This window comes from Limnohabitans sp. YIMB22184, from assembly GCF_048020265.1.
Classification (GTDB): Bacteria; Pseudomonadota; Gammaproteobacteria; order Burkholderiales; family Burkholderiaceae_C; genus Limnohabitans_A.
In genome coordinates this window covers 1042744-1055244 of the sequence record NZ_CP171843.1, presented here as the reverse complement: position 1 = coordinate 1055244, position 12501 = coordinate 1042744, and the positions used below count along the sequence as shown (strand labels likewise).

General features: G+C 59.3%; 13 protein-coding genes and 2 tRNA genes. 9 read left to right on the top strand and 6 right to left on the bottom strand.

Features of this window, described 5'->3' with window-relative positions; translation table 11 throughout:
* Nucleotides 1-45 precede the first annotated feature (45 nt).
* From ACHEXL_RS05040 to ACHEXL_RS05000, 9 genes are all read left to right on the top strand, one after another.
* Complete coding sequence (locus ACHEXL_RS05040) at nt 46-390, top strand: hypothetical protein (protein WP_416560926.1); 345 nt, start codon at nt 46-48, stop codon at nt 388-390.
* Between the two features lie 57 nt (nt 391-447).
* Nucleotides 448-1455, top strand: a complete 1008-nt coding sequence (locus tag ACHEXL_RS05035; RefSeq protein WP_416560925.1) for a D-2-hydroxyacid dehydrogenase family protein — start codon at nt 448-450, stop codon at nt 1453-1455.
* Between the two features lie 146 nt (nt 1456-1601).
* Nucleotides 1602-3122, top strand: coding sequence for a 3-hydroxyacyl-CoA dehydrogenase (locus tag ACHEXL_RS05030; RefSeq protein WP_416560924.1), 1521 nt, complete (start codon nt 1602-1604; stop codon nt 3120-3122).
* A 24-nt stretch (nt 3123-3146) separates the two neighbouring features.
* Nucleotides 3147-3926 (top strand): oxepin-CoA hydrolase, alternative type, encoded by a 780-nt coding sequence (locus tag ACHEXL_RS05025; protein ID WP_416560923.1) that lies wholly within the window; start codon nt 3147-3149, stop codon nt 3924-3926.
* A 57-nt stretch (nt 3927-3983) separates the two neighbouring features.
* On the top strand, nt 3984-4703 hold the full coding sequence (locus tag ACHEXL_RS05020; RefSeq protein ID WP_108426112.1) for a Crp/Fnr family transcriptional regulator: 720 nt from the start codon (nt 3984-3986) through the stop codon (nt 4701-4703).
* Nucleotides 4704-4767: 64 nt separating this feature from the next.
* A complete protein-coding gene (locus tag ACHEXL_RS05015; protein ID WP_416560922.1) occupies nt 4768-5853 on the top strand; it encodes a phosphotransferase in 1086 nt (361 codons plus the stop codon).
* A 42-nt stretch (nt 5854-5895) separates the two neighbouring features.
* Complete coding sequence (locus tag ACHEXL_RS05010) at nt 5896-7155, top strand: acyl-CoA dehydrogenase family protein (protein WP_416560921.1); 1260 nt, start codon at nt 5896-5898, stop codon at nt 7153-7155.
* A 189-nt stretch (nt 7156-7344) separates the two neighbouring features.
* Nucleotides 7345-7421, top strand: a tRNA-Pro gene (locus ACHEXL_RS05005).
* A 105-nt stretch (nt 7422-7526) separates the two neighbouring features.
* Nucleotides 7527-7603 (top strand) — tRNA-Arg (locus ACHEXL_RS05000).
* Nucleotides 7604-7629: 26 nt separating this feature from the next.
* Here the strand turns inward: ACHEXL_RS05000 and fliS are convergent.
* The 6 genes from fliS to ACHEXL_RS04970 form a co-directional block, all read right to left on the bottom strand.
* Nucleotides 7630-8052 (bottom strand): flagellar export chaperone FliS, encoded by a 423-nt coding sequence (fliS, locus tag ACHEXL_RS04995; RefSeq protein ID WP_416560920.1) that lies wholly within the window; start codon nt 8050-8052, stop codon nt 7630-7632.
* A 202-nt stretch (nt 8053-8254) separates the two neighbouring features.
* Entirely contained in the window at nt 8255-8869 is a 615-nt protein-coding gene (locus tag ACHEXL_RS04990) for a hypothetical protein (RefSeq protein WP_416561308.1), read from the bottom strand.
* Nucleotides 8870-8874: 5 nt separating this feature from the next.
* Complete coding sequence (locus ACHEXL_RS04985) at nt 8875-9426, bottom strand: hypothetical protein (protein ID WP_416560919.1); 552 nt, start codon at nt 9424-9426, stop codon at nt 8875-8877.
* 15 nt (nt 9427-9441) lie between these two features.
* On the bottom strand, nt 9442-10149 hold the full coding sequence (gene fliA / locus ACHEXL_RS04980; protein WP_416560918.1) for an RNA polymerase sigma factor FliA: 708 nt from the start codon (nt 10147-10149) through the stop codon (nt 9442-9444).
* A complete protein-coding gene (locus tag ACHEXL_RS04975) occupies nt 10146-10979 on the bottom strand; it encodes a MinD/ParA family protein (protein ID WP_416560917.1) in 834 nt (277 codons plus the stop codon). Before ACHEXL_RS04975 ends, fliA begins: the two co-directional genes overlap by 4 nt.
* Nucleotides 10972-12495, bottom strand: a complete 1524-nt coding sequence (locus tag ACHEXL_RS04970) for a hypothetical protein (protein ID WP_416560916.1) — start codon at nt 12493-12495, stop codon at nt 10972-10974. Before ACHEXL_RS04970 ends, ACHEXL_RS04975 begins: the two co-directional genes overlap by 8 nt.
* Between the last annotated feature and the right edge of the window lie 6 nt (nt 12496-12501).

The window sequence follows — 12501 nt, the reverse complement described above, 5'->3', positions numbered from 1 at the left end:
GCAATCCTGCCTGTGTCCAACCTCCATGCTTTTGAAAGGTTTCACATGGGAATCGCTCTGCTTGCTTTTTCGGGTCTTTTTCAAGGCCTCGCCAGTTTCGGTCGTACTGCGCCGGTTGCGGTCAAACCACAGCGCAGCAAGGCCTATTTGCGGCCCGTTTGGGCCACACGCCAGCCAACCTGCGGCGCGCTGGCGTCAAGGAATGTGGCCCAACCGCAGCGCCTCCAAGCCGTGGCCGTGGCCGCACCGGCCTTGCGCGTCTTGCGGGTGACAGAAAGCGATCAACGGGTCAAAGGTGCCGGTCGCATGGTGATTTCGGGCCGCATGGCCGACGTCTGCGCCGAACTGGACCGTCTGGCTGCACTGGAAGCGGCACAAGCCCGCATTTGATCGTCAACCCCACCCGGCCGACCTGAAGGGGTCGCCACGTCAAGGCACAATGGAGGGATGAACATTGTGATCCTTGACGACTACCAAGATGCAGTGCGCAAGCTCGACTGCGCAGTCAAACTCGAGAACTTCCCGGCCAAGGTCTACACCAACACCGTCAAGGGTATCGGGCAGCTGTCTGTGCGTTTGAAAGACGCGGACATCATCGTGCTGATCCGAGAACGCACCCAACTCACGCGAGCCGTGATTGAAAAACTGCCCCGCTTGAAGCTGATCGTCCAGACTGGCCGCTTGGGCGGACACATCGATCTGGCCGCCTGCACCGAGCGCGGGGTGGCTGTGGCCGAGGGTGTCGGATCGCCGGTTGCACCCGCCGAGCTGACTTGGGCCTTGATCATGGCCGCAGCCCGCCGGCTACCCCAGTACATCGGCAACTTAAAGCATGGGGCCTGGCAACAATCGGGCCTGAAGGCCGGCTCCATGCCAGCCAACTTCGGGCTGGGCACTGTGCTGCGCGGCAAAACATTGGGCATTTGGGGTTACGGCAAGATTGGTCAGCTGGTCGCCGGATACGGCAAGGCCTTTGGCATGGATGTCATGGTTTGGGGCAGCGACGAATCCCGCACGCTGGCCATCCAGCATGGGTTTCGGGCAGCCAGCAGCCGCGTTGCTTTTTTTGAAGAGTCCGACGTGTTGTCGTTGCATTTGCGCTTCAACGAAGCCACCCAAGGTCTGGTCACAGGCGAGGATCTGGGCCGAATGAAGCCCACAGCCTTGTTTGTGAACACCTCGCGTGCCGAATTGATCGAGCCCAATGCCTTGATCAGCGCCTTGAACCGAGGTCGCCCCGGCTTGGCCGCCATCGACGTCTTCGAATCCGAGCCGATTTTGCAAGGCTCGGCTTTGCTGCGCTTGGAAAACTGCATTTGCACGCCGCACATCGGTTATGTTGAAAAGAGCAGCTACGAACTGTATTTCGGTGCCGCATTCGACAACGTGGTGAATTTCATCAAAGGCACCCCGACCAACATCGTCAACCCCGGCGCACTGCAAGTGCGTCGCTGAGCATCGGCAACCACACTTTTTGCCTCTGGACTGAAGCGATAATCTTGATTGATTTGCGTCGCAGCAAGCCCGGCTCTGTTGCCCCTGCACCTGAGACAGTTGCTTTTAGATCCGACACACCATTCCCTTAAGACCTCATCCCTTTTATGACCCTTGCATTCTCCAAAGTGGCCATCATCGGCGCCGGCGCCATGGGCCGGGGCATCGCCCAAATCGCCGCACAAGCAGGCAGCCAGGTCTGGCTGTACGACACACAGGCCGAAGCCATCGCCAAAGCCCGGGACGCGGTTTTCCAGCAATGGGACAAGCTGCAGGGAAAAGGTCGCCTGACGGCCGAAGCCGTGGCTGGCCACAAAAGCCGCCTGCTGGGCGCTGCCACGCTGCAAGACCTGGCAGGTTGTGAGCTGGTGGTTGAGGCCATTGTGGAAAAGCTTGAGATCAAGAAAAGCCTGTTCAGTGATCTGGAAAAAGTGCTGGCACCCAGCGCCGTTCTGGTGACCAACACCTCGTCGCTGTCTGTCACGGGCATTGCCGCCGCCTTGCAGCGCCCTGGCCAGTTTGCCGGCTACCACTTCTTTAACCCTGTGCCGCTCATGAAAGTGGTCGAGGTCATCGCAGGTCTCAAAACCGATCCAGCGGTGTGCCAGCGCCTGTCCGACTTTGCGCGTCAGATGGGCCACACGCCCGTACAGGCACAAGACACCCCCGGCTTCATCGTCAACCACGCGGGCCGTGGTTACAGCACCGAAGCGCTGCGTATCGTGAGCGAAGGCATTGCCGATTTCGCGACCATCGACCGCATCCTGCGCGACCAGGTGGGCTTCAAACTCGGCCCCTTCGAATTGTTTGACCTGACGGCCCTGGACGTATCGCACCATGTGATCGAAGCGATCTACCACCAGTATTACGAAGAGCCGCGCTACCGCCCCAACGTGATCACGGCCCAGCGCCTGGCCGGTGGTGTGGTTGGCAAAAAGGTCGGCGATGGTTTCTACAAATACGTGGACGGTGTGGCCCAAGTGCCTGCCGAGCCGCCTGTGCCTGTGGTCGACAACATCCCGCCCGTTTGGGTCTCGCCCCGTGCAGCACGCCGCATGGAGCTGCTGCAGCTGCTCAAGGACCTGGGTGCCAAAATCGAAACCGGTGCCTCCCCATCGCCCGAGGCGCTGACCCTGGTGGCGCCCTTGGGCTTTGACATCACCACGGTGGCCGTGGTCGAACGCCTGGACCCAGCCCGCACGGTGGGCATCGACATGCTGATCGACGACGCCGCCACCAAGCGCCGCGTGCTGGCCACCAACCCTGCCACCCGCGCCGACATGCGCGATGCAGCGCACGCCCTGTTTGCACGCGACGGCAAGGCCGTGTCGGTGATCCGCGACAGCGGCGGTTTTGTCACCCAGCGCGTGGTGGCCACCATCGTGAACATCGCCTCCGACATTTGCCAGCAGCGCATCTGCACCCCACAAGACCTGGAAACGGCTGTCACGTTGGGCTTGGCTTACCCCTTGGGACCTTTGGCCATGGGCAACCGTTATGGCCCGACCAATGTGCTGGAAGTGCTGTTCAACCTGCAAACGGTCTATGGTGACCCACGCTATCGCCCCAGCCCCTGGTTGCGCCGCCGTGGGGCCATTGGCCTGTCGCTGATGCACACCGAAGACTGACCTGCCCCCACACCAAGGACGCCCATGACCGCCCAATTGCTCAGCACCAGCGAAGGCCAGACCCTGGTTTTGACCCTCAGCAACCCGGAGTTTCGCAACGCCCTCGGCCCCGAGATGTATGCCGCAGGCGTCGAAGCCTTGAGCGTGGCCGAATCCAGCGCCGATGTGCGCAGCGTGGTGATCACCGGGGCCAATGGCATCTTCAGCGCAGGTGGCAATTTGCAGCGCCTGCAAAACAACCGCCAGTTGCCGCCCGAGCACCAAGCGCAAAGCATCGAAGGCCTGCACAACTGGATCGAAGCCATCCGCACCTTTCCCAAACCGGTGATTGCGGCGGTGGAAGGTCCTGCCGCTGGTGCCGGTTTTTCGCTGGCATTGGCTTGCGACATGATCGTGGCCGCCCGCAACAGCGTGTTCGTGATGGCCTACAGCTCGATTGCCTTGTCGCCCGATGGCGGGGGCAGCTGGAGCCTGTCGCGCGCTGTGCCGCGCCAACTGGCCACCGAGCTGCTGATGTGCGGCGAGCGCATCGGCGCAGAACGTTTGCAGCAGCTGGGCGTGGTGAATCGACTGGTGGATGCCGGACAAGCCCTGCAGCAGGCTTTGCAACTGAGCGAACAGCTCAACGCCCGCGCACCCAATGCGCTGGCCAGCATCAAGGAATTGCTGGGCGATGCCGACGGCAGCAGCCTCAATGCGCAACTGGCGCGTGAGCGCGACCACTTTGTGAAAAACCTGCACCACGCCAATGCGGGCATCGGCATTTCTGCATTCCTGAACAAGCAAAAACCCGAATACGAATAAAGCGACTGGTCCCCCAGGCGACAAAAAAACGATTCCCAGTCACTCAAAGGACAGAGCATGGACGAACCGATTCTGACAATGGAGGAAAGAGAGGCGATCAATGGTGGTCGCTGGTTCTCAACCCTTTCACCTTCACTTCGTCACGACATACTTCGATGCGCTTACGTCAAACGTTTCAAGGACGGCGACATGCTCGCGGCACGGGGAGACCCGCCCGAGCAGTGGATTGCCTGTGCCAAGGGCGCGGTGCGCGTGAGCTCGACCTCGGTGTCGGGCAAGCAGATCACCCTGACCTATGTGGAGCCGGGCATCTGGTTTGGCGATGTGTCGATCTTCGACGGGGACCGCCGCACGCACGATTGTTATGCACACGGCGATACGACCACGCTCAACGTGGCCAAGGCCGACTTCAAGAAAATCCTGTCGCAGCACGTCGAGTTTTACGAAGCCATGCTGCGCCTGCAGTCGCGCCGCATTCGCCAGCTCTACGGCTTGGTGGAAGACCTCAACACCCTGCCCTTGCGGGCCCGGCTGGCCAAACAGCTCAACCACTTGCTGCGCAGCTACGGCGTGCCCAGTCTGTCGGACGCCAAGGCGATCCGCATCAGCCTGCAACTGGCGCAGGAAGAACTGGCCCAGCTGCTGGGCGCATCGCGCCAGCGCGTCAACCAGGAACTCAAGCAAATGGAACGCGAGCAGATCATCCGCATCGAGCCCGGTGGCTTGGTGGTGCTCGATCGCGATGCATTGCTGCTGATCGTGAACGCGGACCACTGACGCGCCACAGTTTTTCCATCTCACCGCTGACTGCAGCGGCCCTTGATTTTCGACGGGTCACCCCATGAGTGCTTTTGATCATTTCGTGGGGACCCGGCCTGTCACCGGCACCCACACCTTCGACATCCCGGCCTTGGAGAGCTGGCTCACAGCCAAGCTGCCCGGGTTTGCAGGCCCCTTGAGCGTGGAAATGTTCAAGGGTGGCCAATCGAACCCCACCTACAAGCTGATCACCCCTTCACGCCAATACGTGATGCGGGCCAAACCCGGCCCAGTGGCCAAGCTGCTGCCCTCGGCCCATGCCATCGAACGCGAGTTCGCCGTGATGCAAGGCTTGCACGGCACCGACGTGCCCGTGGCCCAGATGCATGTGCTGTGCGATGACGAGTCGGTGATTGGCCGCGCGTTTTATGTCATGGAGTTCGTGCAAGGCCGCGTGCTGTGGGACCAGTCTTTGCCAGGCATGACACCTGCTGAGCGCGGAGAAATTTACGACGAGATGAACCGTGTGCTGGCGGCGTTGCACAAAGTCGACTTTGCCAAGCAAGGCCTGGCCAGCTACGGCAAACCCGGCAACTACATCGAGCGCCAGATTGGCCGCTGGAGCAAACAATACGCCGCCTCCATCACCCAGCCCATCCCCGAGATGGACCAGCTGATCGAATGGCTGCCTAAAAACATCCCGGACAGCGCCAAGGACGAGTCTTTGGTCGGCATCGTGCATGGCGACTACCGCCTGGACAACCTGATGTTCCACCCCACCGAAGCCCGCGTGCTGGCGGTACTCGACTGGGAGCTGTCCACCCTGGGCCACCCGCTGGCCGACTTCAGCTACCACTGCATGGCCTGGCACATCAGCCCGGGTACCTTCCGCGGCATTGGCGGGCTCGATCTGGCCGCGCTGGGCATTCCCTCTGAAGCCGAATACATCCGCCGCTATTGCGAGCGCACCGGCTTCACCACGCCCGAGGCTTTGGCCAAAGACTGGAATTTTTACCTGGCCTACAACATGTTCCGCATCGCGGCCATCTTGCAAGGCATTGCCAAACGCGTCGAAGACGGCACCGCGTCCAGCGAACAAGCCAAAACTTCAGGCGCAGGGGCCCGCCCCATGGCCGAGTTGGCCTGGCGCTTTGCCCGCCAAGCGTGACCCCATTTTTAAGAACCGAATCCCAACCCTAGGAGAGAGACCATGGATTTTGAATACACCCCCAAGGTCAAAGACATGCAGGCCCGCTTGCTCGCCTTCATGGACGAGCACATCTACCCCAACGAGGCGAGGTTCTTTGCAGAGATCGCCGAAAACCGCGCCAAAGGCAACGCCTGGGTGCCGACCAAAATCGTCGAGGAACTCAAGCCCAAGGCCCAAGCCGCCGGCCTGTGGAACCTGTTTTTGCCCAAGTCCAAGCGGGCACCACAAGGCCTGTCCAACTTGGAATATGCGCCCATGTGCGAAATCATGGGGCGTGTGCCTTTTGCCGCCGAGGTCTTCAACTGCTCGGCACCTGATACCGGCAACATGGAAACCCTGGAGCGTTACGCCAGCGAAGAACTCAAGGACCAGTGGCTGGAGCCCTTGCTGCGCGGCGAAATCCGCTCGGCCTTTTTGATGACCGAGCCCGATGTGGCTTCATCCGACGCCACCAACATCGAGTGCGAAATCCGCCGCGAAGGCAACGAGTACGTGATCAACGGCCGCAAGTGGTGGTCGTCCGGCGCGGGTGACCCACGCTGCGCGGTCTACATCGTGATGGGCAAGACCAACCCCGACGCAGGCCGTCACGAGCAGCAATCCATGATCGTGGTGCCCGCCAACGCGCCGGGCATCACCGTGGTGCGTGCCCTCTCGGTGTTTGGCTACGACGACGCCCCGCACGGCCACATGGAAGTTGTGCTCAAAAACGTGCGTGTGCCGGCCGAGAACATCTTGCTGGGCGAAGGCCGTGGCTTCGAAATCGCCCAAGGTCGCCTCGGACCTGGCCGCATTCACCACTGCATGCGCTCGATTGGCATTGCCGAGCGGGCTCTCGAGCTGATGTGCAAACGCCTGAATGAGCGTGTCGCTTTTGGCCGCGAAGTGGCCCGTCAGACCGTGTGGCAAGAGCGCATCGCCGAGTCGCGCTGCATGATCGAGCAAGCCCGACTGCTCACGCTCAAGGCGGCCCACATGATGGACACCGTGGGCAACAAGGTGGCCAAGGCCGAGATCGCCATGATCAAGATCGTGGCCCCCAACATGGCCTGCCAGATCATCGACTGGGCCATTCAAGCGCACGGCGGTGGTGGGGTGTCACAAGACTTCCCGCTGGCCTATGCCTACGCCCACCAGCGCACCCTGCGCCTGGCCGACGGTCCAGACGAAGTGCATCGCAACTCGCTGGCCAAGCTGGAATTGGCCAAGCAGTTGAGCTTGCCCGGCGATGTCAACATGCCCGTGACACGCGGCAGCTGAACACCCATCAGCCCCCGGAAAAACGGCCTGCTCTGCAGGCCGTTTTCACTGGATTGGCATCGTTCCAGTGCCTCACGCTCAAGGCCGTTCCCTGTCAGTGCGCTGGCGATGGCTCTTGCGCATGACCAGCGGACTTTTTTGAATGCCATGGACTGAAACAGGCGATTTGGGAGTTAGAATATGTGCAGTCGGAGCGTAGCGCAGCCTGGTAGCGCATCTGCTTTGGGAGCAGAGGGTCGCGAGTTCGAATCCCGCCGCTCCGACCATTTCTTGATGGCTCAGCCACAAGAAGATTCCAAAGTCTGTTTTCAGACAAACTCACAAAAAAAGGCCCGTCAGGGCCTTTTGTGTTTCTGGATTGTTTGACACTTCTGCCCGTAGCTCAGTTGGATAGAGCAACAGCCTTCTAAGCTGTGGGTCACAGGTTCGATCCCTGTCGGGCAGACCAATCGGCCATGCCCGAGCCTGGTGCCATCAGTTGGCGTAATGCGTCTTGCGGCCAGTGTCTGCCAACAAGCTGGGCAAAGTCTGCCATGCTTGCGAGATGTCCCTGATCAGGGTTTTGACTTCTTCAAGCGCTGCCAAGTCGTTGTGTGCGTTGATGTGGAACAGTCGACGTGTGATGTAGGCGTACAACTCGTTGAGGTTTTGAGCCAACTCGCCGCCACGCTCGAAATCGAGCGCGCCTTGCAAACCCACCACGATGCGACCTGCACGTGCCAAGGCTTTGGATTTTTCCTCGATCGCGTTGTTCTGGATGTGGCCCGATGCCATGGCAAGGCTTTCCAACAAGCCATCAAACAACATCTGGATCAGCTGGATGTTGTCTGCCGTTGCCACGCCTGTGGTGACCTGGACAGAACCGTAACTCTCAGCAAATTTGGAATAGGCACGCATGGAAAGAAACCCCTTTACTACTTCAGTAACAGAGGAATCGGCGGTCAGACAGAAAACTTGAGGCCAACCCACACGTTTTGCATGGATTGAATTTAAAAACCGATTGCCGAACACCATCCTGGTCGCAAAAGAGAGCAGCTTTGCGGCCACTGAGCCGCATGGAAAGGCCCCGGACTTCGGCCTTCAGCGGACCTTGCCAACGTCAGCGGGCATCCAACAAGCCCATATCGGCCTGCGGCTCGGCCTGACCCTTGGGACCAGCACCCGAGGGCATCAACCAATCAGACAGCGCACCCGCAGGTTCCAACTGGGTTTTAGACCACAACAATTGACCGGCTTCGTCCATGGCAGCGCGTATCGGCCCCCAATCGGACTCGGGGGTCTGCGAAGCGTTCAAACCACATTGGTACAAAGCATTGGCTTGCGCCGAAGGTATCCAAGACTCCACCTGGCCTTTGGCAGTGGCAATGAGCCGTGTATTTTTAGGCTCCCCTCCAACACCGAGCTGACCGTCCTTGAAACCCTCTTGGTACAAAGCCTCGACGTGCTTGGTCAAAACCGTTTGATACCGAACGCGCAGCTCCGAGACGGCTTCACTGTCCAGCCCTTCATCGGACCTGCCAGTCATGACATCCCACAGTTTTTTAGCCGACAAACCCATGTAAGGCGCTGCCGGACGTGCGGCGTTGTCGCTGATCGTGCTCATCACCTTGCGGGTTTCTTTTTCGATCAAGTTGACCCTGTCGATCAAATAAACCACGAGGATCAAGATCAGCAATAAACCAATAGCCATCAGCGCATTGACCAAGGCTTCCATGGCGTTCACGCGGACACCTGTCCATCAGTTGAGGGAGGATGGCCCTCGGAATCTTGCGCTGCGGCCAACAAAGCCGCCTCGGCAGCCAACTCTTCGCGCAGGAAGTCCAGCACCTGAAAGGGCTCCTGAAGCCGCAGTTCGTAGTAACTGATCTGGTTAGCCAAAGCCTGCATGGCTTCGATGGCCTTGGGGGCAGACAGCTCCATTTTTTGGTACCGCGCACCCAAGCCAAACGCTTCGGTGACGAACTCTTCAGGCAAATAAGCGTAAATGTCGGTCTCACCCGAGCGTATTTTTTGAAACTTCGAGGGTTTGGGCAGATCGGGAAGCGGTTGATCATCCAGCAACGCCTGCCTGGCATGCTCTTGCCAAGCGGCCGTTTGCTCAGCACCTGCGATGAAGGTTTTGTCCAAATGGGCGCGACAAATCAAGCCCATGCGCAGGCGCATGCTGCGTGCATCACGCGAGTCAGATTGGATGGATGCCACTTTTTCAAAGGCCGCCACTGCACGACGCATCTCGTCCTCAGGTTTGTTGCGGCTGAAAAAACTGAACATCAGAATTAGTTAAATTTAGGAGATTTGCAAATTTTGCCGTAATTTTTTCACAACAGCGGAAAGAATTTGACTGATCCTGGATTCACTCACACCCAAAACTTCACCAATTTCCTTGAGATTGAGCTCTTCAACGTAGTAAAGCGACATCACCAGCCTTTCCCGTTCAGGCAATTGGTCGATGGCCTGCACCACGGCTTCCATGAACTCGGCCTCCTCCACCATGACCTCGGGCTGCATTGCGCTGTCACCAGGCATGCTCATGACCTCGTCATTGACCACCTCCATCGAGTAAGTCTCAAAGCGTTTGGCCTGGCCGCGTTCTTTGTGGAATTCCTCGATGTCCTTGCCCATGAACAGGGCCAATTCAGCCTGAGTGGGCGCGCGTCCCAACTCAGCAGCCAACACGTGGACAGCCTCGTTTTCACTTTTATTGAACGCGACTGCTGAACGCGGCAAAAAGGATTGCCGCCGCACTTCGTCCAAAATCGCGCCGCGCACACGGCTGAGCGCGAAATGCTCAAACTCAAACCCTTTGGTCGGATCAAAAGAGCGCGCAGCTTCTATCAAGCCCACCATGCCCACTTGCACCAACTCGTCGAGTTCCATAAAAGGCGGCAAGCGGGCTTTCAGGTGCACCGCCACGCGTTTGACCATGGGCATGTGCGCCATGATCAAGGACTCTTGGCGATCGCCAACCTCTTCATAAAGAGAAACGTTGCTCATGCGCCTGACCGGTCAGTGGGAACGTGCAGCATGCGCTCCATGAAAAACTGCATGCGCCCTGAAGCAGACTGTATGCGTGGCAACTGGTCCACGGCTTCAGCCAGGGCTCTGAAATCACGCGCGGCGGCGCTGCCCGGCGCGTAATCCAGCACAGACTGGTATTTGCGCAAGGCCTGAAGCACCAACTCGTCGCCCTCGATGGAGTGCAGATAGCGTATCGAAATGCCTAAAAAACGGGTACAGACATCGTTGAGACGGCGGTACAACTGCCGCCCCTCCTGCATGCTGCCGACCATGTTGGGGATGAGGTAAATTTCATCCAGCGACTGCTCGGTAGACATCACCTTGATCAGTCCATAAGCGTCGGCAATGGAGGAAGGCTGGTCACACACCACCACAAAGCGGCGTTGGCATGCGGCCATGAATTCGAGCACGGCAGGTGCGATGCCGGCAGCCACATCGACCACCAGATAGTCCACCGGCTCATCCAGCGTGTCAAAAGCGCGGATCATGGTGGCGATTTGCGCAGAACTCAGCGCAGCAATGTCGCGCAAGCCCGAGGCGCCCGGCACCAATCGGACACCCTGCGCGGTGGTGACCAGCACCTCTTGCAAGGTTTTGCTGCCGTTGAGCACGTGGCTGATGTTGTATGGCGCATGGGCTCCCAATGCGATTTGGGCATTGGCCATGCCCAAATCAGCGTCCAGCAGCATCACATGCTGCCCACGCAGGGCCAGAGCCACGGCCAAATTGATGGCGACAGTCGTCTTGCCAGCACCCCCTTTGCCGCTGGCCACCCCGATGACTTGTGGGAAACTCTTCTTATCCATGTGCAGCTTTGGAGGCCGAGAGGCCCGTCGCAGCCCGAGCCTTGACGGCACGGGTTTTGGGTTGAACGTCAGAAGTCGCTGCCACGTCTTTTTTTGCACGTGGTTTGCGAGCCGCCTTGGCCGGAGCAGCCGTCAAATGCTGGACCTCAGGCAATAAAGCCTGCAAGGGTGTCATGGCCATTGCCACCAAACGCTCGGCACCAAAGGCCAAGGGCGGCACATTGATCTTGCTGTCTTCGGCCATACAAGAGACCGGCAGGGCCTGTTCGCACAAGCCTTTGAGCAAGGGCCAAGGGTAAGCGGCCTCGTCCACTTTGGTGAGCATCAAGGAGGACCAGCGAATTTCAGAATTTTGGAGAATTTTTTGCACGTTGGTCACTGTAGCATCAACAGGCAAGACCGCATGCAAGCACAAGCCTGGCTGAGACTGCATGAGTTGCTGGGCGTGTACCGCGAAGTCCGCGCCAGGCGTGTCAATCCAGATCGTCTTGCCGTGCAAATCATCGAGCAAAGTCTGGAGCATGGCCATGTCGGCGGCCCGGAAACAAACGGCGCCGGCTTGCGAGGCCAGCAACTGAATCTGTGACCAAGCGCCAGGACGCTGTTCGCCGTAACTGATCATCACCTGCTTTTCTGCGCCGTGCGCTTGTGCGGCGGCGTAAGCCAGACGTCCCAACATCGAAGTTTTGCCCCCCCCGGATGGTCCGCACAAGGCGTGCACGCCGGCATGGGGCGCCTTCATGGCGGGCCGGTTGATCGCGTCCCCCAAGAGGCGCTGCACCACAGGCCAGGCTTCGTCCAGGCTCTCCAAACCCTGAATGCTGTCGGTCAACAGGGAGCGCAAGGCCACAGGCATACCCACCTCTTGCATGGCTATGGTGAGTTTTTGGATGTCGGGCGACAGACCGAGCGTTTGCTGCCAAGGTTGCATTTGACGAGACAAGGCGAACTCTTTGCGCAAAGCGGCCATTTCCTGGCGCAGCATGTCCACGATTTCGTGGCTGCGTTGGTGCTCATAGGCTGTGGGCTGTTCGCTCACAGGTGTGGACAGCACCTGGGCACTGGCTGCAAAAGGCTGGACCTGTGCGCCAGCAGTTTGCGCTTGAATGGGCGTTTGAGTTGGGGCTGAGGCCGGATGGTCGTCGAACAACGGTGTCTGGTTTGGCGCTGCTGCGATGGCCGCCGGCTGCTGCTCACCTGGGGTCTGCAGCTGCGTTGGCACAGGAACAGCCTGGTTGTTGGCGTTCTGGAAAATTTCCGAAAACGGCAAAAATCGGTCTGCATCGGGCTTGAATTGCGCCGGATCTGCACGGTGCGCGCTGGGCGAAGCCGGTTGGGTCTCGCGGGGCACAGCGACAGGGGCGCTGGGTTCGCTGGCTACATCGACGGCCACGATCAGTTCGGTTTGCTGGTCGATCCTCTGACTTGAAATGATCAAGACATCGGGGCCATACAACTGAATGGCTTTTTCGTTGGCTGAGCGGCTGTCGCGGGCAATGATGCGTTTGAGTTCCATGATTTA